This is a genomic window from Acinetobacter sp. ANC 3832 (assembly GCF_002135415.1).
In the GTDB taxonomy this organism is placed as follows: Bacteria; Pseudomonadota; Gammaproteobacteria; order Pseudomonadales; family Moraxellaceae; genus Acinetobacter.
Map to the genome: position 1 here is coordinate 37673 of NZ_NEGJ01000014.1, position 22894 is coordinate 60566.

Sequence of the window (22894 nt, forward strand, 5' to 3'; positions counted from 1 at the left end):
TATAAAACAAAAGCCACACAATGTGTGTGGCTTTTGCACAAAGTTTTATTCATTCAAATGAATAAAACTTGCAACAATCATTCTGAATTACTTTTGAGCTTGACCATATTGATCTGCCATCACTTCAACCAATTGCTCAGGTTTGATGTATTTTTTAATCACAGCATTCACATCAGCTATGGTTAATTTGGCAAACTCTTGATCACGTACTGCACGACTGTCCATTTTTTTATTACGCTCAAGTTGACTATTCAGCATTCGATGAATCATACGTTCGTCTTCAAGTGAAGTTACTCGTTTTTTCAAAATATTGGCTTTTGCTGCTTCAAGCTCTTGCTCAGTAACACCCTTACTAATTAATTCACTTAGCACCTTATGCACAATTTGCGAAACTTGATCAGATTTTCCTGCGGTGTAATTGGCTTCAATCATCAATGCGCCAACATCATTAAATGAATCAAGATTTAAATTACTGCCAAAACCATAAACCAATGCATTTTTTTCACGTAATTCTTGCCCTAAACGTGAAGACAATTGCGAATCACCCAAAATATAACTAAACACAATTAATGCTGCTGCATCAGCATTATCCATACCAACAGGTAAAGTTAATAAGCCTTGGTAACTACCAAACTCACGTTGTTCTGCTAAGGCATGTACTTTTTTTGCTTGATACTCATGATGTTCAGAGGCTATTCGTTGATACGGTTGCTTGGCTTTCCATGAAGCAAATTCAGTATTTAATAATTTCAAAATATTTTTAGGCTCGTATTGTCCTGTGATGGCAATTTGCGCATGATCCATGGCAAAGAAGTTTTTATATAAATCTTTGACTTGATCTACAGTCGCTGCTTGAATTTGTTTTTTTGATAATTCAGGTTCGAAATGATAGCGTAAATCACCTGGTTGATAAGTTTCAATCAAACGTGCAATAGTCAGTGAAGATACGGTTTCGGGTTCGGTATAAGGACGATCTAAACTTGAAAGGCTTTGTAATTTAATCAAATCAAATTGTGATTGTTCAAATTTAGGATTTTTCATTACTTCTACAATATATTTAAAGAAGTCTTCAAAATTTTCTTTTTTCGCGACAATCTGAATGGTCATACCATTATCTGCCGCATCAGCCGTTGCGATACCACCCGCTTCAATCGATTTATCTGCAATATTTTGCAAACTGTATTTATCAGAAGCTCTGAGCAATAGATAAGCCGTAAAATCGATGATTTCACTTTTGTTAAATAAAGATTCTGCCGTACCAAAATTTACATTGATGGTGGCATAAGTTTTATCATCACGTGTTGTTGTTGGGAATAAAGCATATTGCATCCCATTTTTTAACGTTCCACGCTGAATTTTCTTTTCTGTTGCATCTAAATATTGCTTGGATTTTTCAACATATTGAGCAACTTCTGCTTTATACACACTCGCATCTTTTAACGGTTCGGCTTTTTCAGCTTGCTGATCTAAAGTCTTTGGTTTTTCTTTTGTCTGTTTTTGCTCTAACGCTTTTTTCTGGTCTTCAGGTGTCGGTTGAATATCTCCGACAATTCGATGCTCAGGTATTAAAAAGTTTTTCAGCGTTTGATTGGTTTCAGCTAAAGATAAATCTTGAATGGCTTTTTGATCTGTAAAATATTGCGACCAATTACCATTTGACGATACGACATAGTCACTCAACATTGAGCCAACCGCAGCAGCATTACTGAACATTGTATCTTGGCTATTTTTAACCAAATTTTTAACTCGTTTTAATTCAGAATCATCAAAGTCTTTATTTTTTTCAACACCTGAAATGAGTGAACTTTCAATTTTATTTGGATCATTTGAAGGTGCATAAATTGCTCCCATAAAGACCAAATTAAAATCTTTATCTAACCATGTGGTTGATTGCACATTGGTTGCAATGCCTGTTTCCACCATATTTGAATATAGATGACCACTGGGTTGTAACGTATATAAATAAGGGGATAGAGCCAATGCAGGCTGAATTTTATCATTTTTACCATTCATATAAATATGAAATTTAGCCAAATCACTTCCCTTTTGCACCATGAAGTTTCTATTTTTAATATTTGCAGAATCTAACAACGGAACTTGAGCTTGCGTAGGAACAGGACGCGCAGGAATTGAACTGAAATTTTGATCAATTTGTTTTAAGACTTCTGCTTTATCAAATTTCCCCGAAATTACCATGACTGCATTATTAGGTGCATACCAAGCGCGATAAAATTTATTCAATTCATCCATTTTAATAGATTTTAATTCGACCAAATCACCAATCGGTAAACGACCTAAATATTGATTGCCATAGGCAGATTTCCACATTTGATCCATCAATACAGCAAAAGGTTGATCCATACGAACTTCACGTTCACGCATGACAATATTGATTTCTGAAGGAACAAATTTTTCCTGTAAAACCAATTTATCCATACGTTCAGCTTCAAGATAAATCACTTGATCTAATGCGGTCTTTTCAGGTCTTACGATATTGGTATATTTGGTCGAGTAATAATCTGTACTCGCATTGGTCATTAAAGTGTATTGATCCAAACGGCGTTGGAACTCTTCCCCTTTAACATTCTGTGTACCCTTAAATGCCAAATGTTCCAGTAAATGCGCAAGTCCACCTTTACCTTGTGGATCATTCAATGAACCCGTCAAATAGACTGTATTTACAAAAACTTTGCTCTCTTTATCATTTGGAGCAAGTAACACTCGAAAACCATTATCTAACTTATATTCTTCAATATTATGTTCAGATTTCACTAAAATGGTTTGTGCCAAAGTTGAAGCACTAATACCGATTAAACAAAGAGAAAGGCTAAGTTTTTTCAACCGCATGAGCATAGTATGTCCAGAATTTTATAAGAAATTTTTAAAACGTTATAAGCCAGTTATCTTAAAAAATAATGAAATAATTAAATAGTAGAGTTTTGAAAAAATAGCCGTTTATTTCAACGACTTTTGTACAAAAACAATCAAGATTAAAAAAATTGACCCAAATATTTCGGTAAAATATTTAATTCAGAACAATACTGATAAAGACCAAACACAATAAAAAAATGTATCCTCTTTCATGTAATTGATTAGATAGTTTTCCAACAAATTTCAAACCCATTTTCATGCCTAGAAAACCACCTAAAACCAAGCAAATTAAAGCAGGATAATAAAAATAAGCAATGAAACCTGAACCGAGATGAATCGGATTGACCCAATAGCCCACGATATAAGTTGCACATCCAGCAACAGCAACTGGAACACTTAAAGGATTCGCCAAAGCAACTGCCGCTCGCATATCTAAACCACAACGTCGAAATAAGGGCACTGTCATCACACTTCCCCCAACACCCAATGCTGCAGCAATTGCCCCAATCAAAAAACCGCCATAACTTTGCTCTGTTTTATACAATAATCGAATCTTTTTTTGCATCGGTCGCGCTGAAGTTTTTACTTGCCGTTTCATGCAATCTAAGATTGTAATGAGCAGATATATCACAAAAATCCATTTTAAAATTTCAGCACTGATGAAAAATGATAAAGCTGTTCCGATAACAGCTCCAAATGCAATCCAATAGACCAGTGGAATAAGATATTTCGTTCGTATTTTGCCATTTTTATGCTGTTGATATGTCGCCAAACCCGCATTCATGATCATCAATAATAATGAAGTCGCGATTGCACTTTTGAAAGCATATTGATAGGCCAAAGTATCAACCACAGCATGATAACGAATCACACTATAAACCAAAGGTACAACGACAAAGCCACCAGCAAAACCAAATAAAATGGTTAGTACACCACTTAAGATACCCGCACAAATTAAAACTAAATAAAGTTCCACACGTATTTATCCTTTAAATAAATACAGTTTAATGTTAAAAAATTGAGTTAAATTTGTTAGATTCCGCTTTCAACTACTCAAATCAGACAGATATGCAGCAAGTTTCTATCCATAGCGTCGAACATCTTGAGCAAAAAATAATTGCTATCTCGACACGATATGAAAAATATTATGTTTTAGACATACATAGCCATGAACGTGCGCAATTACTCTACGGTGCTACAGGTGTTATTCATATTGAAACACCACATGGTAACTGGATTATTCCCCCAGAACGTGCCGTTTGGATTCCACCGAATATTCTGCATAAATTGACGATGTTTTCTGTAAACACCTGTAGTCTTTACATTTTGTCGGATACACTGCCACGTGAGTCTAGCCAATGCGAAGTCTTATCTATCTCTCCCTTGCTACGTCAATTGCTACTCAAAGCTCCCCATTTGACTGCACCCTTTTCAAAACATGATGAGCTGATTTTTGATTTGATTTTATGTGAATTGAAAATCGCAGATGCGATTCAACTACACCTGCCTTTGCCTGAAAATAAAAGACTTTTAGCACTCTGCCAAAACTTTATACGCGCACCCAATATTCATTTATCACCTGAAGAAATCGCAAAGCAATTGAATCTAAGCGAACGGCATTTTAGTCGCCTATTTAAAAACGAAGTAGGGCTTTCTTTTTCTAAATGGCGGCAACAGGTATGTGTGTTACTCAGTCTAGAAAAAATCATGCAAGGTCAATCTATTCAACATATTGCTTATGATTATGGTTTTAAAAACCCTGCTGCTTTTAGCACCCTATTTCATCGTATTTTAGGTGTGAGTCCATCTCGGTATTTTCAAAATAAGACCCTATCTTAAAAAGTGTTCTCCATTTTTTGAATGTGCTTTTTGGATGAGATCAACAAAATTAAAATTTAAAGGCTAAAGTGCTGCTTCATGCAGACCAAGCATTGTCCATTGCTTAGGCCGACTCAAAATATACTGTCTGATGTGTCAAATCGGTTTTATTTGAATAGTTAAAATAAAACCTATTTCCACGACAAAATATTTATATGCTCCATATGCAATGAAGCACTTTATACTGAAAGCTTAGAAAGTTTAGCCTATAGCTGATGTACTGATCTATTAAAATTAAAAACGATATTGCAGATTAAATCTCAATTTCAGCTTGCATATACAACTTTGCATATCCTGAAATTTCAATACGCTCATTCTCTAATATTTGACAATAAAGCTCACCACCTCGTTTTGAAGCTTGGTAAGCGAGGATATTATTTTTTGCTAACTTTTCTGCCCAAAGAGGTGCAATTCCTGTATGGATCGAACCCGTAACAGGATCTTCATCTATCCCATTCGCAGGTGCAAAATAACGAGAAATACAATCATAATTTTCTGAATTTGATGTAATCGCAACATCTAAAGTATGCGCATCTGAAGTAATCGCAGTGCGTATTTTTCCAAGTTGCTTTAATAAGGCTAAATTTGGCTGCTCATCTAAGACATCTTGTACAGTTTCATATTCAATAATATACGCTTGAGCATTCAAATAAACATTCTTAAACGGCTTCGTAAATGCTTGATTGAGAAGTTCAGGATATTCATCTACTTTGACAGCACGACGGATGGGGAAATTCATCACAATCTTTCCATCTTCTTCTTGGCTTACAACAAAAATGCCTAAATTTTTAACATGAAATTGAATCTTTTTTAATTGAGTAAAATCTTTAAATAAAACAAAGCTACTCGCCAAAGTAGCATGTCCACAAAAATCAACTTCTGTAGTGGGCGTAAACCAACGAATTTCATAATTTTCAGCATCTATTGGCTTAACAAAAGCAGTTTCTGATAATTGGTTTTCAAGTGCAATATTTTGCATTAAGGCTTCATCTAACCACTCATCTACAACTAAAACAGCCGCAGGATTTCCTTTAAATAATGCTTTGCTAAAAGCATCAACTTGATACATTTTCATGATGAATGTTCCTTAATTTTAAATCTATTTTACCGTATTAAAATTTTAGGTACAGATACACTAAAATTATTAAAATGGTTACAGAAGTTTTTTTTGACAAGAAACCAACTGAATAAAATAATGCACTCAAAATGAGTGCATCTATAAAGCCAATCGTATATTTAATTGTTTAGTTTCAGCTATGCTTTAACTCTTCATGTTCGTCTGATTGCATAATCGTTTGATCTGTCTGCCCCATCAATTGACTGGTGACCATTCCTGCTGCCATTGAACCATCAACATTTAAAGCAGTACGCCCCATATCAATAAGTGGCTCAATAGAAATCAATAAAGCCACTAATGTTACGGGTAAACCCATAATTGGCAACACAATTAAAGCTGCAAAAGTTGCCCCACCACCAACACCTGCCACCCCAATTGAACTCAGTGTCACAACACACACTAGAGTGATAATCCATACAGGATCTAAAGGATTAATTCCTACTGTAGGCGCGACCATCACAGCGAGCATTGCAGGATATAAGCCTGCACAACCATTCTGACCAATCGTCGTACCAAAAGATGCTGCAAAACTTGCAATAGATTCTGGAATACCTAAACGGCGTGTTTGGGCTTCAATACTCAAAGGGATACTGGCAGCACTTGAACGACTGGTAAATGCAAAGGTTAAAACGGGTAATACTTTTTTAAAGAACCGAATGGGACTGACACCCGTTAAAATCAATACAATTGCATGTACAGCAAACATGATGGCTAAGCCCAAATAGGACGCCACCAAAAAACCACCTAAATTGATAATATCAGCAGCTTTTGAACTTGCGACTACTTTAGTAATTAAGGCAAAAACTCCATACGGTGTTAATGTCATTACCAAACGAACTAGCTTCATTACCCATGCTTGTAAAGTCTCAATTGCAACAACAATTCTTTGCCCTTTTTCAGCATCATCTTTAATTAAGTTGATTCCTGCAATACCCAACAATGTGGCAAAGATCACTACACTAATAATCGACGTTGGATGTGCCCCTGTAAGCTCCATGAATGGATTGCTTGGTAAAAATGATAAGAATAAATCGGGAACGCTTAAATCAGTCACCTTACCAATATAATCGGTATGAATCGCATCTAAGCGTGCAGTTTCCTGTGTGCCTTGTACCAAACCAGCAGCACTTAAACCAAATAAATTCGTAACAAATACCCCCACTAAAGCTGCTATAGCCGTCGTGATCAGTAACGTTCCAATGGTAAAAAAACTAATCTTTCCTAAAGATGAGGCATTATGCAGTTTAATGACCGCACCTAAAATTGAAACCAAAACCAATGGCATCACCACCATTTGTAAAAGTTTCACATAGCCATTTCCAACAAGATTAAACCATTGAATAGATTCATCTAAAACGGTTGCAGTTGAACCATAAACCAAATGTAGACCCAATCCAAAAACCACACCCATACACAAGCCTGCAAATACTTTTTTCGATAGACTCCAATCAGTCTTACGGGTTTGCATCAGCAATATGATTAAGGCAATGAATATCGTGATATTCAGGATTAATGGGTAGTTCATTGGCTTTCCAAAAATTTTGTTATATAAATTATAAGACAATAGCGATCAGCGAGACAGTCTTTATCATTTTTGTAGATATTGTTGCTTATTTTTCGACATCTTTTATCTATATAAAAAACAAAATGATATCGGCTTAATCCATAAATCAGCTAAACTTTTTCTAAAAAGTGCTAAAGCATTACCGTATATATCAAATGAATGTTTATTAAAGAGATGCTTATTACATGAATAAAATGAATGCGCATATTCAAACGGTTGAGTTAGCAAAAGCTTATCGTTTATTAAATCATGGACTGACTGTTTTAGTTTCTGCAAAATATGAGCAAGAAATCAATGTCATGTCAGCAGCATGGGCATGTGCTTTAGAACTTGTTCCTGCTAAAGTTTCTGTCGTTCTAGATAAAAGTACTAAAACTCGACAATTGATTGAGCAATCAGGTTACTTTGTATTGCAAGTTCCAACACTCAAACAATTAAAACTGGTTCAACAACTGGGTTCAATTAGCCAATTTGATGATCCTGATAAATTAGCACATTGTCATGCGCCACTTTTTCAGTTTAATGGTTATGACTTACCTGTTGTTGAAGGTTGTGCAGCTTGGCTAATTTGCGAACTGATTCCTGAACCACACAATCAACAAGTACATGATTTATTTATAGGCAAAGTTGTTGCAGCTTTTGCTGACGATCGTGTATTTAGAGATGGACATTGGTATTACCATGAAGTTGGGTCTGAATGGAAAAGTTTGCATCATGTTGCAGGTGGTCATTACTACACCATTGGTGATGTAGTCGATGCCAATCTTTTAGAATAATACCCAATCTCTCCAATTCTATATTGCATTTTTTATTTGAATATTCCACAAATAAATAGTGATTATTGATTGCATTCTAGATTTTTTCACTTTAATGTCATTTGGTCAAAAAGAGTTCAGCACCATGAATTTAATACCTTATAAAAGTGAATAGGATGTTCTCCAATAAAGTTAAACTCAGCCTTTTTCTTTGTCTTAGCATGTGCTTAGGCATTGGGATTTTACGATTTTCCTATACGGCTTTGCTTCCATCGACACGTGAAGCCTTTGCTTGGTCTGCAAATTTTGCAAGTATTTTAAGTAGTGCCAATTTATTGGGTTATTTAATCGGTGCATTCTGGGCAATGCGTCTTCCCCAAAATAAAAAGATAACGATCTTTATTCAAATGGCTGCATTTATAGGAAGTATCAGCTTACTCAGTTGTGCATTTGCAAGCTTTAGTGAATCTTGGTATGTCTTTTGGCGTGTACTTTCAGGCATCAGTGGGGGCTTACTCATGATTTTATCACCGAGTGTTGTCGCTCAGTGTTGTGAGTTAAAAGACCGCTTAACCATTAACTTTATTGGCTTCAGTGGTATAGGCATCGGTGTATTAGTCGCAACGCTGTTTATGCCCTATTTAGATCTAATTTCGGTACAAACAGCATGGATGATATTATTTGGCTTTGCTCTCTGCATCAGCCTGATACTAAGCATCTTGCTCAAACAATTTAAAAAACAACTCATAGATCTATCTGGAAATAATATTAAACACGCTCCAATCACTGGACTATTTGTAAGTGTACTCATTGTTTATGCATGTAGTGCTTTTGCTTATGTGCCGCACTCTTTATTTTGGATTGATTATTTAAGCAATACGCTACATTTGAATTTATTTTTCATCAACTTAAATTGGATTTTGTATGGTCTAGGCAGTGCTTTAGGTGCATTCACTGCTTATTTATTGGCAAGAAAATTCGGTAATTTCACCGCACTTAAAATTTTATACAGCTTATATGTCGTGGCTATTTTAATTGCAGTGTTAGAAATAAGTCCGCTTTTTACATTCGTCTCATCTTTTTTTACAGGCATGTTGAACCCTGCTGTGGTTTTCCTCACATCCTATACAATTTTACAACTCTATACTGTTTCTTATAAAAAGCTATGGAGTATTGCAACGCTTTGTTTTGCAATCACTCAGCTGATTGGTGGTTTAAGTTTTAGCACCTTACAACATTTTGGTGTGAGTTATCATCAACAATTTTTATTGGCTGCTTTTATGTTGTTCTTGGGAGCGTTACAGTTTTTTTTGTATATTTCTTTTGCAAAAAAAAGTGTGAATTAATGTTAGTAAATTTTTATCTTTAAAAATTACAAACAAAAAAAGGTCGGTGCATATACACCGACCTTTAATCATACTAAACCTGACTTAATCAGTTTTGTATTAAGCTTCTGCTGTGAGCGCTGCGTTGAGTGTAGCACTCGGACGCATAACAGCATTTACTTTAGCTTGATCAACAGCGTAATAACCACCAATATCAACTGGCTTACCTTGTACGGCTGCAAGTTCAGCGATAATTTTCTGTTCATTTTCAGCTAATGTCTTCGCAAGCGAAGCAAACTTCATTTTCAACTCAGCATCTTCATCCTGAGCAGCAAGTTCCTCAGCCCAATACTTCGCTAAATAGAAATGACTACCACGGTTATCAAGCTCACCTGTACGACGTGATGGAGACTTGTCGTTATCTAACAACTTACCAGTCGCTTGATCTAAAGTTTTCGCCAACAATTTCGCACGTGCATTGTTTTCTTTAATGCCCATTTCTTCTAAAGAAACAGCAAGCGCCATGAACTCACCTAGTGAATCCCAACGTAAGTGATTTTCTTCGACTAACTGCTGAACGTGTTTCGGAGCCGAACCACCCGCACCAGTTTCGTACATACCACCACCTGCCATTAAAGGCACGATCGACAACATTTTCGCTGAAGTACCCAATTCCATAATTGGGAACAAATCAGTTAAATAGTCACGCAGGATGTTACCCGTTACAGAAATCGTATCAAGACCACGCGCTACACGTTCAAGTGTGTAACGCATTGCACGTACTTGTGACATGATTTGAATATCAAGACCAGTCGTATCATGATCTTTCAAGTATTTTTCAACTTTCTTGATTAATTCATTTTCATGCGGACGGTACGGGTCAAGCCAGAAGATTGCAGGCATACCTGAGTTACGTGCACGTGTTACTGCAAGTTTTACCCAGTCACGAATTGGCGCATCTTTCACCTGACACATACGCCAGATATCGCCTTCCTCAACGTTTTGTGACATTAACACTTCACCAGTTTCAATATCAGTGATGTTTGCAACACCTGCTGCTGGTACTTCAAATGTTTTGTCGTGTGAACCGTATTCTTCAGCTTTTTGAGCCATCAAACCAACGTTAGGCACAGTACCCATGGTTTTTGGATCAAAATTACCATTCCATTTACAGAAATTAATCATTTCTTGGTAAATACGTGCAAATGTAGATTCAGGCATTACAGCTTTACAATCGTACGGTTTGCCATCAGCGCCCCACATTTTACCGCCACCACGAATCATTGCAGGCATTGAAGCATCTACAATCACGTCATTTGGTGAATGGAAATTAGTAATACCTTTCGCAGAATCGACCATTGCAAGTGCAGGACGGTGTTCTTGGCATGCGTGAAGATCTTCGATAATTTCTTCACGAAGAGACGTCGGCAAAGTTGCGATTTTTTCGTAAAGACCAGACATACCGTTATTTACGTTAATGCCTAACTCATCGAATAATTTACCATGCTTTTCAAATGCGTCTTTGTAGTAAATTTTCACACAGTGACCGAATACGATCGGATGTGAAACTTTCATCATGGTCGCTTTTACGTGTAAAGAGAACAAAATGCCCGCTTCACGGCAATCTTCAAGTTCTTTTTCGTAGAAGTCACACAGTGCTTGCTTACTCATGAACATTGAATCGATGATTTCACCATCCTTTAATGCCACTTTTGGCTTAAGAACGATTGTTTCACCATTTTTAGTGATCAATTCCATTTTCACGTTACGAGCACGATCAAGTGTCATTGATTTTTCGCCATGGTAGAAGTCACCTTCTTCCATATGTGACACATGAGTCTGTGACCACTGTTTCCACTCGCTCATTGAATGCGGGTGTTTTTTAACATAATTCTTCACTGCAGCAGGTGCACGACGATCAGAGTTACCTTCACGTAACACTGGATTCACAGCCGAACCTAGACATTTGCTATAGCGTGCTTTTATCACCTTTTCTTCTTCAGTTGCCGGATTTTCTGGATAATCAGGAATCGCATAGCCTTTCGACTGAAGTTCCTTAATACATGCAGTTAGCTGGCCAACAGAAGCACTGATATTTGGGAGTTTGATAATGTTGGTATCTGGATCTTGCGTAAGACGACCTAGCTCTGCGAGTGTGTCGGGAACTTTTTGTTCGTCGCTTAAGTAATCCGTAAATTCTGCAAGCACACGTGATGCTACAGAAATATCAGTTTTGATGATCTCGACGCCAGCAGGCTTAGTAAAGGTCTCAATGATCGGCAGTAGCGAGTAAGTCGCCAACAATGGCGCCTCATCGGTCAGTGTGTAAATGATTGTTGACTTTCCACCAGCCATATATAGCCCCTTGCGTTGAATTGAGTTGTTTAGGAGATGAGATTATGACTCAACCCCTGCGAACCGATTTGCTTGTATAAAACATTGAGAGTATCGACTCTCCTTGCATTTCAGTCAACGTAAGATCTGTGATAACGACATTTCGTCAGAAAATGATGCATAGCAAATATTGATATTCTATTAAAAACTGCCTTTTGAAGAAAAGATTACACTCATTTTTATAGAGCAACAGCATTTAATGATTTTCGAACTACATTTCATCACATTGCTTATTCTATAAAAAATCAACGTAATTATTTTATAAATAAAATAGCTTTTAGGGTGGTAACTACCATTTTAAGCCATTAAATACTAAATAACAAAACCCGCAACTCGTGCGGGTTTTCAATTGAACAAATGACAACTAATCCATATGTTTAATAATCGCTGTGCCAAACTCAGAACAACGTAAAAGCGTTGCACCCGGCATTAAACGCTCAAAGTCATAAGTCACTGTCTTCGCTTCAATCGCACCTGATACCCCCTTAATAATCAAGTCAGCAGCCTCAGTCCACCCCATATCACGAAGCATCATTTCCGCAGAAAGGATGATTGAGCCTGGGTTTACTTTATCTTGACCTGCATATTTAGGTGCAGTTCCGTGCGTTGCTTCATAAACAGCAATTGCACCACCAATATTTGCCCCCGGTGCAATACCAATACCACCAACTTCTGCCGCAAGCGCATCAGAAATATAGTCACCGTTCAAATTTAGCGTTGCAATGACTGAATATTCCGCAGGACGCATCAAAATTTGTTGTAAGAATGCATCTGCAATCACATCTTTAATAACGATATCTTTACCTGTTTTAGGGTTTTTAATTTTAACCCACGGACCACCATCAATCAGTTCACCACCGAAACGATCCAGAGCAAGCTCATAGCCCCACTCTTTAAATGCACCTTCGGTATATTTCATGATGTTACCTTTATGAACTAAAGTCACGGAAGGTTTATCATTATCAATCGCAAATTGAATTGCTTTACGCACTAAACGTTGTGTACCTTCTTTCGATACAGGTTTAATCCCAATACCACAATTTTCTTCGAAACGGATCTTCGTTACACCCATTTCTTCTTTTAGAAATTTAATGACTTTTTTCGCTTCTGGAGAATCCGCTTTCCACTCAATTCCTGCATAAATATCTTCAGAGTTTTCACGGAAGATAACCATATCCGTCAATTCAGGATGATGCACTGGTGAAGGAACACCTTCAAACCAACGTACTGGACGCACGCAGACATAAAGGTCTAATTCTTGGCGTAAAGCAACGTTTAAAGAGCGAATACCACCACCTACTGGGGTTGTTAATGGGCCTTTAATCGATACAACATATTCACGAAGTGCTTCGAATGTTTCCTCTGGCATATACGTGCCATAAATTTTATCTGCTTTTTCGCCACAATAGACTTCCATCCACTCAATTGAACGTTTACCGCTATAGGCTTTTTGAATCGCAGCATCGACAACAACTTTCATGACAGGTGTAATATCAATACCAATGCCATCACCTTCAATGAAAGGAATAATAGGATGATTGGGTACATTCAGTGACAAGTCAGCATTAACTGTAATTTTGGTACCATCCACAGGTACGATGATCTTCTTATAACCCATTGTTCAACTGCTCCCTATTGTTATTCTAGCTTGCGAATTTAAAAAATAATTGCCATTAGGCAATACTTTCAACGCGTCTTAACGCATAATACTTTAATCGAGATTCAGTGTTTTTGAGATTTATATGGGAAATAACAACATTTCTCAATAAAATAAGACACGTTGTTTTTGCATTTATATTGATTGAAGAAGCCATTTTTTATGAAAATCGTCATCCTGAACAAACCCTATGACGTTCTCTCCCAGTTTCGTGAAGATGAAAAACACTTAACTGTGTCGCACTTTATCCAAGACCGTACGCTCAGAATTGCAGGTCGTTTGGATATGGACTCAGAAGGTTTAATATTTTTAACCGATCACGGTGGTTTAAATCAGTTTATTACCAATCCTGCCAATAAAAAGTTTAAAACTTATTTAGTGCAAGTAGAAGGTGATATTACTGAAGAAGCCTTAGAGAAGTTACGCAAAGGTGTAGAACTTAACGATGGTCTCACTTTACCTGCCCAAGCAAGTAAAGTCGATGAACCTGAATGGTTATGGGAACGTAATCCACCTGTTCGTTTCCGCGCATCTGTACCGACATCTTGGGTTGAAATTCAAATTTGTGAAGGTCGTAATCGCCAAGTACGTCGTATGACTTCTTTTGTCGGTTTTCCAACATTACGTTTAATTCGTACTAAAATTGGTGCAATTGATTTAGTTCAACTGGGTCTACAACCTGGTGATCAAAAAACAATTGAGCCTTTATTGTATCCAGATTTTAAAGATGTTCCTGCTGAAGAGCCTTATCGTTCACGTTCTTATGTGAAAAAACCAGGCGGTACGGGTGGGAAACCGATGAATCAAAAGAAAAAGGATGGTACGCCTAAAAAAACAGGCACCAAACGAATTTGGCAGATGGACGAAAGTGAAAAACCGCAACGTCGTACCAATGGTACAACACGACCAAATACCAAAGCACCACGTGGTCGTGGACGTAATGGTCGTTAAAATTTAGTTTTGTGGAAAACTCAAATGAAATACAATGCCTTGCGCAGAGTTTTCAACCTGAGTTTCGCCTTGATGTAAATTCATAATCGATTGCACGATGGCTAAGCCCAAACCACCCGTTTGGGCTTTTTCATGTCTACTCTCTGCAACTTGATAAAAACGATCAAATAAAAATTTTAAATGTTGTTCTCCGACAAAAATGCCATAGCTCAATACAGATATTTCAATTTTTGAATTTTGTTGATGCACTTGAATACCAATCAAGCCATTCTCCTGACCATAATCAATTGCATTAATAATTAAATTAGACAATGCTCTTTTTAATAGATCAACATTGGCATGAATAATTAAATCATCAGGAATTGATATTTTAAAAACCATACCCTTTTCTTCTGCAAGAAAGGAAAAATAATCAAATAACTCTGAGAATAATACTTTTAAATCTAAATCACTCTTTTCCAATAGATATTCTTTTTGTTCTGAACGAGCAATAAATAACATATTCTCAATCATCTGAGTCAAACGCTCGTATTCCTCTAAATGCGAATAGAGCAAATTTTCTAAATCTTCTTTTTGTCTCGATTGGGATAAAGCGATTTGAGTTTGCCCAATAAGATTATTTAAAGGTGTTCGAAGCTCATGCGCTATATCTTCAGAAAACTGTGCAAGTTGTTCATAATTCGTCTGAATCTTATCTAACATTTCATTCATTGCTTGGCTTAATTGAATAACTTCCCAACCATTTAACGGCGTCTGAATTCTATGCGAAAGCTGTTGAGTATTAATTTGACGAGTTTCTAAAGTGAGTTTTTTCATCGAACGTAAAAAATAATGTCCAATCCACCATCCCAAAATACTTGATATTAAAATACCGAGTAAGCTATTAAAAAATAACTTCCACATATAGTTTTTTAGAATACTGTATGCTTCATTGAGTTGCTTACCCGCAATCAATTGATATTGTTGACCGTCAAAATATATCGTTTGATATGCCAACCGCATTTTTTGATGTTCTTTTTGATCATTCAAAAATTCTATTTTATTTGAATCATTGATTGTAGGTAACTGAATATCTAAAGGGTTAATATCAATAAAAGTCTGCGTCTTATTCTTTAAGACAAGTAAGCTATCTTCTTCTCCCAACATATTTTCATACAGTTTAGGATGTTTAACCAAGATTTGGAAAGTCGCCTTATCTTCTAAAAAGAGTTCAATCCGTTGTATTCGAGCTTGTAAAGCTTGATCTTGTTGTTGATACAAGATCTGTTGCATATTTTGATATGACAATAAAGCAATACTCAAAAAAACCATACAAGAAATCAGGCTAAATGCCAAACTAATTCGCGTACCCAAACTCATATTATGAATGAGCTTCATTCTTCTATATCCAATTTATATCCCATACCTCGAATGGTCTGAATCAATTTAGGATTAAAATGATCATCTACTTTGGCACGTAAACGGCGAATTGCGACATCAACAACATTGGTATCTGTTTCAAAATTAATATTCCAGACCAATGAAGCAATTTGAGTCCGTGTTAATACCTCACCTTGATGTTGCATCAATAGTTGCAATAAAATAAATTCTTTAGCGGTTAAATCAATTTTTTGATGATCCCGAAAAACCTCGTGGCTCAAACGATTTAAGCGCAAGTTTGCAATTTGATAAGATTCCACATCAGGCTTAGGTACTCGCCTTAATAAACTTTTAATACGTGCAAGTAATTCAATATAAGAAAATGGTTTGACCAAATAGTCATCTGCACCCAACTCTAAACCTTTCACTCGATCTAAAACATGATCTTTTGCAGTAAGCATTAAGACAGGGATTTTTGAAAAGGTTCTTAAGGTTTCTAAAACTTGCCAGCCATTCAGCTTAGGTAACATCACATCAAGAATCACCAAATCAAAATTTTGATTTTGTAGTTGTGACAATGCCTCAATGCCATCACTTGCAATCTCACTTTGATATCCAGATTCATTTAATCCCTTTGCTAAAAACTGAGCAATTTTGGATTCATCTTCAACGATTAAAATATTCATAGGCTATTTTAACGCTTATTTAGATGCTGCAAGATTACAAAACCGTAATCTGATTGTCATCACTTGGTTGAGCATTATTGCTTAATCTAGCTGTAATCCATACAGCTGAAGTTTGAAGCAATGATAAAAATCGCCACGCTATTTACCAGCGCCTGTTTACTGAGTCAAATCGGACATGCTGAATTAAAAACAGAATATGTGATGAATTTAGAGTTTGCCAACTCACTTGCCAGCAATGTGATGAAAGCTTGTCAGAGTCAAACAAAGGCTGCTGCAGTCGTTGTTCTTGATCAAGGTGGCAATGTGATGGCTAGTCAGCGTCATGAAACAGTTGGTATTCATAATTTAATCGCTGCACAACGTAAAGCTTTCACAGCCTATTCGAGTAAAACAAGCACCCTTGATTTTATGCGTAATGCACAGAAAAACCCTGATGCGCAAAATCTCAACACACTACCAGAGTTATTACTACTGGGTGGTGGTGTTCCCGTTATTTATAAAAATCAAATTTTAGGTGCCGTTGGTGTCGCAGGTTCTGGTGGATCTGAACAAGATCATCAATGTGCAAAAACTGGTATTGAAAACACGTTAAAACAATTTTAATCAAAGGAATCCCACATGAAAAATCTTTTAATTGGCACATTATTCAGCACTTTAGCAACAGTATCTTTTGCACAGAATCCAATCAGCGTGCATGTACTTAATTTACAAGATGGACTGCCATCACCACATGTTAAAGTCACATTAGAAGAACAGAAAAATGGAAAATGGACTCAACTTTCTCAATCTGAAACGAATGAGCAAGGTCGTGTCACTGCTTTATATCCTGAAAATATGAAGCTTGAAAAAGGCACTTATAAAGTAACCTTTAAAACAGGTGATTGGTTTAAAGCACATCAACAAAAATCATTTTTCCCAGAAGTCCCTGTTATTTTTGAAGTTGATGGATCAGTTGAACATTACCATATTCCACTTTTGCTTAGCCCATATGGTTATTCAACGTATCGTGGGAATTAATATTCCAATTTTAAGCTTTAATCAAAATAATAAAAAAACCGATGTATCAACATCGGTTTTTTATTAACCATCAAAATTAAGCTTTCAACCACTTCTCAACTTTAGCTTGATCTTCAACTTTCAATTCAATAGTGGTTAAATCACTTTGACCACCCTGAACTTCAAATTGCATCAACTCATCGCGGCGGAAAGCATGAACCGTAAAAGCACCCTGCTGTTTCGCATATTCATTCAATAATTTTTCAGATGCTTTCACACCATCAATAGCAACAACTGTATCATTTGCAGATAAGCCAGCTTTCACTGCAACGCTATCTCGACGTGTGTGTTGAACAAGTACACCTTCAGGTTTATCTACAACTTTTAAACCAAATGGCAAAGCTTTTTCATTTTTCAATGTATAGCTTAAACCGAACTCTGGGAATAATTGATCTAAAGGCAATTCATCTGTGGTGTTAATCAAATGATTAATTTGTTCCAGCCAATCATCGCCAGTCAGTTCTTTGCATAAATCAAAAATCGTCCGCTCACTAACTTGCATACCATTTTGCGCATTTTCATATAAACGGCGCATTAAGGCATCCAAACTTGAACCTTTAAGTCTTAAGCCTAAATCTAAACAAAGTGCAACTAAGCTCCCTTTGTTGTAATAGCTTGTACCTGCATTATTTGAATTTTCATCTTGACGGTAAAATTTCACCCATGCATCAAAACTGGATTCAGCAACGGTTTGAATTTCACGACCTGGATTTTGCAAATAACGATCAATTTGAGATTTAAGTAATTTCAAATATGAATCCTGAGAAATCACATTACTACGAAGTAAAATCAAATCATCATAATAAGAAGTGAAACCTTCAAAGATCCATAATAAAGATGTATAGCTTTCTTTATCTAAATCATAATTTACAAAATTTTCTGGGCGAATAAATTTCACCAACCATGAATGAAAATATTCATGGCTACATAAGCCTAAGAATCGTTGATAATCTACAGATGGTTCAGTTGGTTCATTCGCTTTAGGTAAGTCATCACGTGGTGTAATTAAACTGGTACTGTTCGGATGCTCTAAACCTCCATAACTATTGCCCGTCGCCATGGTCATAAAGGTATAGTTTTTAAATGGTGCCGAACCAAACATTGAAATTTCTGTCGCACAGATTTTTTCAATATCTTGCTTCATGCGTTCAGCATTCATTGTATGTTTACCTGAAACAACAAATTCATGCGGGATGCCATTGGCTTCAAAACTAAAGCGTGTTTGATCTGCCAATTCAAAAGGACTGTCAATCAGTTGCGCATAGTTTTTCGCTTTTAAAGTATGGCGACCTTTCACCAGACTCTTATTTTCTAAGCCCGTCGCCAATTGAAAGTGTTTCAACTCATTTGGCAGAAAAACTTCAACTTCTACAGGTGCTTCTTCTTGCCCTTCAAGTGCCAAGCAAGCACATGCAGGATTCACATATAAACGTGTTTGATCCACATAAGCGCCACGCACAGACAAATCATAGGCATAAACATCGTATTCAACCGTAATCAACTCATGATCAGTATTAAATAATCGCCATTTATTTTTTTCAAATTTGCTAATTTGTAGCAAACGCCCTGCTTCATCATATGCTTTAACTGCTTCGATATGCTTAGAAAATTCACGTAACAAATAGCTGCCTGGAATCCAAGTTGGTAGCCATAAGACTTGTGTTGGATTCGCGACAAAACGTAAAGTGACATGAACAAGATGTTGACGGTAATCGTCGAATTCAATCTGATAATGCAACATAATTCGTATTCAAAAAAGTTAGAGAGATAAATTACCAATTAGATTAGCATTTTTTTACAAAGTCATGCTGAGTTAGTCGCATTTGTCTACAATTCTGACTAGCGAAGAGAAAAAAAAAGGCATAGCATGCGCAATGTTTCACGCATTCAGCGCCACCGGATCGGCTTTAAAGGTATTCCCCTGTTGAAAATTTTCATTTATGTCCTCGCGTTACTGAGCTTTTCGTGCTCTACCCTTGTTAATGCTGCTTTACTCAATATTAATCCGCTTACAGTTGAAGCTGAGTCTTGGACTATTTTAGATCCGCAATCGGGACAAACCATTGCCGAATATAATAGTCATGCACAACGCGCTCCTGCATCTTTAACCAAAATGATGGTTGCTTATATTGCTTTAAAAGAAATTAAAGCTGGGCATTTACGTAAAGATGAAGTGCTCACTGCAACACCTGTGGTTAATATGGTGCAGTGGGATGAATCTCAAATGTATCTTAAACCTGGTGAACAAATTTCGATTGATCACTTGCTTGCAGGTTTAGTGGTGATGTCTGCAAATGATGCAGCTGTGACCTTAGCGGAACGTATTTCAGGAAGTGTTCCCGCTTTTGTTGAGCGTATGAATAAAGAAGCTCAAGCTTTAGGCATGCAAGATACACACTTTACCAATCCCGCAGGTATTACCATGCCTGAGCATTTTTCTTCTGCGCATGACTTAGCACGTTTAGGTCAAGCAGTTACCAGTGAAACACCTGACTATCTAAATTACTCAAAACAGCCTAATTTTAGTTATAAGCAACGTTTTCATCGGGCAACCAACTGGGTTTTAAAAGAAGACACAAGTGTTGACGGCTTAAAAACAGGTTTTACCAAAGCAGCAGGATATAATTTAGCTTTAACAGCACATCGTCCAACAGGTTTAGAAGAATCACCTGATCGTCGCTTAATCGTGGTTGTTATGGGAACAAAAAGTGCGGCAAAGCGTGCTGAAGTTGCCTATAAACTATTAAATTTGGCTTATGCTTATACACGTGATGAAGTTGCGATTAAAGATAGACAACTCATTGCCGAGCTTCCTGTTGTTCAATCCACTTTAAAAATGTTTAAAGTTGAAGCCAAAAAACCGCAAATTGTGACGACATCTTTGTATAACAATCCCATCCCTGTGGATTTGATGAGTTTTGATAATATCAATCATAAAGTCATGCTAACTCAAGCCAATGGATTAGTTTCTGTTGTAGAACCACTGCAAGATACCCAAACACATCTGAATGTAGAACTCAACGTTTCATCACTCACTGCACCACTTGAAAAAATGATGCATCTTGCTAAAGTCAATGTCTATCAAAATGATCAATTGATTCAAAGTTTTGATATTGAAGATGAAGTACATATAGAACAAGCAAGCTGGTTTGAACGCTTAATCATGTGGCTTAAAACAATTTTTAATTTCTGATGAAACAATCATCTCAATTATAAAAACCAACTATTTTGCTTAGTTTTATTGTAAAACTGTAACTTGTTAAACAATAAAGCTTTATTTTGACAACTGGGATGGCATATTAATGTCATCCCATTTTTTATAAAAACAAATTAGGTCAAAATATGTCAAAACCTCATCATATCGTCATTGTCGGTGGTGGCGCAGGCGGTTTAGAGTTAGCAACTCAACTTGGTGATACCTTCGGTAAATCAAAAAAAGCCAAAATCACATTGGTTGATCAAAAGCTTACGCATATTTGGAAACCACTATTGCATGAAATCGCTGCGGGCACGATGAATCCCACTGATGAAGAAACCAATTATTATGCACATGCTGCTAAACATGATTATGAGTTTGTTTTAGGTCGTTTAGAAGATGTTCAAAGCCAACAAAAAGAAGTACAGCTCAGTAAAACCCAATCCTCAAAATATGATGCTTCAGGCGAGTTATTTAACCTGCATTATGACACGCTTATTTTAGCAGTTGGCTCAGTATCTAATGATTTCAATACACCAGGTGTCAAAGAGTTTTGCCATTATTTAGACAGTCGTCAACAAGCTGAAATTTTCCAACAAGATTTATTGCATTTATATTTAGATGCACAAAATAAAAATGTTGAGCGTAATTTACAAATTGCCATTATCGGTGCAGGTGCGACGGGTGTAGAACTTTCAGCTGAATTGGTTGAAGCCAAACAAAATTTCTATAAATATGGTCTAAATAAAATCAACCCAAACAATGTCAAAATTTCACTCGTTGAAGGTGCAAATCGTATTTTACCTGCTCTCTCTGAAAAAATTGCAGAACATGCAACGAAGCAATTGGAACGAATGAAAATAGATGTACTGACTGCGAAACGTGTTGAAAAAGTCGATGCCGAAAAAATCTATTTCACAGATGGTACAAGTATTCATGCCGAACTAAAAGTATGGGCAGCTGGTATAAAAACACCTGATGTTATTGCAAATTTAAAAGGTTTTGAGAAAGATCGAATGGGTCGTCTTGATGTTTATGCAACTTTGCAAACTAAGTCTGATCCTAATATTTTTGCTTTTGGTGATTGTGCACATTGTATTCTAGATGCAAGAGAAGCTGCACTTGGTCCTCGTGCTCAAGTTGCAAGCCAGCAAGCCAACTTCTTAGTGGATGCGATGCAAGCACGTATCAATGGCAAACAACAACCCATGTTCCAATTCTCAGACAAAGGCTCTTTGGTCTCTCTGAGTAAGAATAAAGCGGTTGGTGAATTGCTCGGACAGGTCAATGTTCAAGGCTTTGTTGCGAAATCGATGTATGTTTCTTTGTACCGTATGCATCAAGCCACAATTTATGGTTATGCACATGCGGGCTTACTCACTGCCAAAGATTTTGTTACACGGAAAATCACACCAAAGATAAAATTGCATTGAAATTTGGGAATATGCCCCTATAAAGTATAAAACGTCGTAAAAACGTAAGAAAATACGGTTTTTTGAATGAAATCATTCTACAAATGCCGCATTTCAATTTATGATGTCCTCTTAGAAAATTTGAATGGATCAGTAACATGACTGCTATTGCACATAACTCTGTAGTTTCTTTCAACTACAAATTAACGAATGCAGAGGGTGAAACTCTCGACCAATCTCAAGGTGAGCCGCTTGCTTATTTGCATGGTGCAGGTAACATCATCCCTGGTTTAGAAAAAGCATTATTAGGCAAAACTGTTGGTGAAAAATTCACTGTAAACGTTCCTGCTGCTGAAGGTTATGGCGAATATAATCCTGACCTAGTTCAAGAAGTTCCTGCGCAAATGTTCCAAGGCGTAGACAACATCGAAGCGGGCATGCAATTCCAAGCTCAAACTGATGATGGCGTTCAAATCGTAACTGTTAAAGCAATTGAAGGCGACAACATTCTTGTTGATGCTAACTTCCCACTTGCTGGTCAAGATTTAACATTTGATGTTGAAATCGTTGAAATCCGTGAAGCTTCTCCTGAAGAATTAGAACACGGTCATGTACATGGTGCAGGTGGTCATCACCACTAAGATCATTTGATCTAATAAAAGGCAAAGTATTT

The 22894-nt window shown here is 36.7% G+C and carries 18 protein-coding genes; 9 read left to right on the plus strand and 9 right to left on the minus strand.

Annotation, left to right across the window (positions count from 1 at the left end; all coding sequences use genetic code 11):
- Positions 1 to 87 precede the first annotated feature (87 nt).
- Both B9T35_RS15410 and B9T35_RS15415 read right to left on the minus strand, forming a co-directional pair.
- The gene (locus B9T35_RS15410; RefSeq protein ID WP_086191985.1) at positions 88 to 2853 is read right to left on the minus strand and encodes a M16 family metallopeptidase; all 2766 of its coding nucleotides are present in this window, start codon (positions 2851 to 2853) and stop codon (positions 88 to 90) included.
- Between the two features lie 172 nt (positions 2854 to 3025).
- Positions 3026 to 3847 carry a sulfite exporter TauE/SafE family protein gene (locus B9T35_RS15415; RefSeq protein ID WP_086191986.1) on the minus strand — a complete coding sequence of 274 codons (822 nt, stop codon included), beginning with the start codon at positions 3845 to 3847 and terminating at the stop codon, positions 3026 to 3028.
- A 92-nt stretch (positions 3848 to 3939) separates the two neighbouring features.
- Here B9T35_RS15415 and B9T35_RS15420 point away from each other — a divergent pair, with 92 nt between their 5' ends.
- Positions 3940 to 4710, plus strand: coding sequence for an AraC family transcriptional regulator (locus B9T35_RS15420; protein ID WP_086192031.1), 771 nt, complete (start codon positions 3940 to 3942; stop codon positions 4708 to 4710).
- 292 nt (positions 4711 to 5002) lie between these two features.
- Here B9T35_RS15420 and B9T35_RS15425 read toward each other — a convergent pair whose 3' ends face one another.
- Together B9T35_RS15425 and B9T35_RS15430 are read right to left on the minus strand one after the other, a co-directional pair.
- Positions 5003 to 5824, minus strand: coding sequence for a PhzF family phenazine biosynthesis protein (locus B9T35_RS15425; RefSeq protein WP_086191987.1), 822 nt, complete (start codon positions 5822 to 5824; stop codon positions 5003 to 5005).
- A 175-nt stretch (positions 5825 to 5999) separates the two neighbouring features.
- Positions 6000 to 7391 carry an L-cystine transporter gene (locus B9T35_RS15430; protein ID WP_086191988.1) on the minus strand — a complete coding sequence of 464 codons (1392 nt, stop codon included), beginning with the start codon at positions 7389 to 7391 and terminating at the stop codon, positions 6000 to 6002.
- Between the two features lie 233 nt (positions 7392 to 7624).
- Between B9T35_RS15430 and B9T35_RS15435 the strand changes: the two genes are divergently transcribed.
- Positions 7625 to 8206, plus strand: coding sequence for a flavin reductase family protein (locus B9T35_RS15435; protein WP_086192032.1), 582 nt, complete (start codon positions 7625 to 7627; stop codon positions 8204 to 8206).
- A gap of 155 nt (positions 8207 to 8361) precedes the next feature.
- Positions 8362 to 9531, plus strand: a complete 1170-nt coding sequence (locus B9T35_RS15440) for a YbfB/YjiJ family MFS transporter (protein ID WP_086191989.1) — start codon at positions 8362 to 8364, stop codon at positions 9529 to 9531.
- A gap of 99 nt (positions 9532 to 9630) precedes the next feature.
- Here B9T35_RS15440 and B9T35_RS15445 read toward each other — a convergent pair whose 3' ends face one another.
- On the minus strand, positions 9631 to 11865 hold the full coding sequence (locus tag B9T35_RS15445; protein WP_086191990.1) for an NADP-dependent isocitrate dehydrogenase: 2235 nt from the start codon (positions 11863 to 11865) through the stop codon (positions 9631 to 9633).
- Positions 11866 to 12268: 403 nt separating this feature from the next.
- Positions 12269 to 13522 (minus strand): NADP-dependent isocitrate dehydrogenase, encoded by a 1254-nt coding sequence (gene icd / locus B9T35_RS15450; protein WP_086191991.1) that lies wholly within the window; start codon positions 13520 to 13522, stop codon positions 12269 to 12271.
- 201 nt (positions 13523 to 13723) lie between these two features.
- Here icd and B9T35_RS15455 point away from each other — a divergent pair, with 201 nt between their 5' ends.
- A complete protein-coding gene (locus B9T35_RS15455; protein WP_086191992.1) occupies positions 13724 to 14512 on the plus strand; it encodes a pseudouridine synthase in 789 nt (262 codons plus the stop codon).
- Between the two features lie 3 nt (positions 14513 to 14515).
- Here B9T35_RS15455 and B9T35_RS15460 read toward each other — a convergent pair whose 3' ends face one another.
- Both B9T35_RS15460 and B9T35_RS15465 read right to left on the minus strand, forming a co-directional pair.
- Positions 14516 to 15889: a heavy metal sensor histidine kinase gene (locus tag B9T35_RS15460; protein ID WP_086191993.1), complete on the minus strand. Its 1374-nt coding sequence runs from the start codon at positions 15887 to 15889 to the stop codon at positions 14516 to 14518.
- Positions 15886 to 16557 carry a heavy metal response regulator transcription factor gene (locus B9T35_RS15465; RefSeq protein ID WP_086191994.1) on the minus strand — a complete coding sequence of 224 codons (672 nt, stop codon included), beginning with the start codon at positions 16555 to 16557 and terminating at the stop codon, positions 15886 to 15888. The genes B9T35_RS15460 and B9T35_RS15465 overlap by 4 nt, the downstream gene beginning before the upstream one ends.
- Before the next feature lie 120 nt (positions 16558 to 16677).
- On the opposite strand from B9T35_RS15465, the gene B9T35_RS15470 reads away from it, so the two are divergent.
- Complete coding sequence (locus tag B9T35_RS15470) at positions 16678 to 17160, plus strand: GlcG/HbpS family heme-binding protein (protein WP_086191995.1); 483 nt, start codon at positions 16678 to 16680, stop codon at positions 17158 to 17160.
- A 15-nt stretch (positions 17161 to 17175) separates the two neighbouring features.
- Positions 17176 to 17574 carry a hydroxyisourate hydrolase gene (gene uraH / locus B9T35_RS15475; protein ID WP_086191996.1) on the plus strand — a complete coding sequence of 133 codons (399 nt, stop codon included), beginning with the start codon at positions 17176 to 17178 and terminating at the stop codon, positions 17572 to 17574.
- A 76-nt stretch (positions 17575 to 17650) separates the two neighbouring features.
- Here uraH and B9T35_RS15480 read toward each other — a convergent pair whose 3' ends face one another.
- Positions 17651 to 19354 carry a M61 family metallopeptidase gene (locus tag B9T35_RS15480; RefSeq protein WP_086191997.1) on the minus strand — a complete coding sequence of 568 codons (1704 nt, stop codon included), beginning with the start codon at positions 19352 to 19354 and terminating at the stop codon, positions 17651 to 17653.
- 183 nt (positions 19355 to 19537) lie between these two features.
- Here B9T35_RS15480 and B9T35_RS15485 point away from each other — a divergent pair, with 183 nt between their 5' ends.
- The 3 genes from B9T35_RS15485 (at position 19538) to B9T35_RS15495 (ending at position 22862) form a co-directional block, all read left to right on the plus strand.
- Positions 19538 to 20806, plus strand: a complete 1269-nt coding sequence (locus tag B9T35_RS15485) for a D-alanyl-D-alanine carboxypeptidase PBP6B (RefSeq protein WP_171264303.1) — start codon at positions 19538 to 19540, stop codon at positions 20804 to 20806.
- Positions 20807 to 20955: 149 nt separating this feature from the next.
- On the plus strand, positions 20956 to 22242 hold the full coding sequence (locus B9T35_RS15490) for an NAD(P)/FAD-dependent oxidoreductase (protein WP_086191999.1): 1287 nt from the start codon (positions 20956 to 20958) through the stop codon (positions 22240 to 22242).
- 137 nt (positions 22243 to 22379) lie between these two features.
- Positions 22380 to 22862: an FKBP-type peptidyl-prolyl cis-trans isomerase gene (locus tag B9T35_RS15495; protein WP_086192000.1), complete on the plus strand. Its 483-nt coding sequence runs from the start codon at positions 22380 to 22382 to the stop codon at positions 22860 to 22862.
- The last annotated feature ends 32 nt before the right edge of the window (positions 22863 to 22894 follow it).

Bases quoted from the DNA above. Each gene is read 5' to 3' on its own strand.
- B9T35_RS15455 (WP_086191992.1), top strand. From the start codon at position 13,724: ATGAAAATCGTCATCCTGAACAAACCCTATGACGTTCTCTCCCAGTTT.
- B9T35_RS15460 (WP_086191993.1), bottom strand. From the start codon at position 15,889: ATGAAGCTCATTCATAATATGAGTTTGGGTACGCGAATTAGTTTGGCA.
- uraH (WP_086191996.1), top strand. From the start codon at position 17,176: ATGAAAAATCTTTTAATTGGCACATTATTCAGCACTTTAGCAACAGTA.
- B9T35_RS15435 (WP_086192032.1), top strand. From the start codon at position 7,625: ATGAATGCGCATATTCAAACGGTTGAGTTAGCAAAAGCTTATCGTTTA.
- icd (WP_086191991.1), bottom strand. From the start codon at position 13,522: ATGGGTTATAAGAAGATCATCGTACCTGTGGATGGTACCAAAATTACA.
- B9T35_RS15470 (WP_086191995.1), top strand. From the start codon at position 16,678: ATGATAAAAATCGCCACGCTATTTACCAGCGCCTGTTTACTGAGTCAA.
- B9T35_RS15495 (WP_086192000.1), top strand. From the start codon at position 22,380: ATGACTGCTATTGCACATAACTCTGTAGTTTCTTTCAACTACAAATTA.
- B9T35_RS15490 (WP_086191999.1), top strand. From the start codon at position 20,956: ATGTCAAAACCTCATCATATCGTCATTGTCGGTGGTGGCGCAGGCGGT.
- B9T35_RS15425 (WP_086191987.1), bottom strand. From the start codon at position 5,824: ATGAAAATGTATCAAGTTGATGCTTTTAGCAAAGCATTATTTAAAGGA.
- B9T35_RS15440 (WP_086191989.1), top strand. From the start codon at position 8,362: ATGTTCTCCAATAAAGTTAAACTCAGCCTTTTTCTTTGTCTTAGCATG.
- B9T35_RS15480 (WP_086191997.1), bottom strand. From the start codon at position 19,354: ATGTTGCATTATCAGATTGAATTCGACGATTACCGTCAACATCTTGTT.
- B9T35_RS15430 (WP_086191988.1), bottom strand. From the start codon at position 7,391: ATGAACTACCCATTAATCCTGAATATCACGATATTCATTGCCTTAATC.
- B9T35_RS15410 (WP_086191985.1), bottom strand. From the start codon at position 2,853: ATGCTCATGCGGTTGAAAAAACTTAGCCTTTCTCTTTGTTTAATCGGT.
- B9T35_RS15465 (WP_086191994.1), bottom strand. From the start codon at position 16,557: ATGAATATTTTAATCGTTGAAGATGAATCCAAAATTGCTCAGTTTTTA.
- B9T35_RS15420 (WP_086192031.1), top strand. From the start codon at position 3,940: ATGCAGCAAGTTTCTATCCATAGCGTCGAACATCTTGAGCAAAAAATA.
- B9T35_RS15445 (WP_086191990.1), bottom strand. From the start codon at position 11,865: ATGGCTGGTGGAAAGTCAACAATCATTTACACACTGACCGATGAGGCG.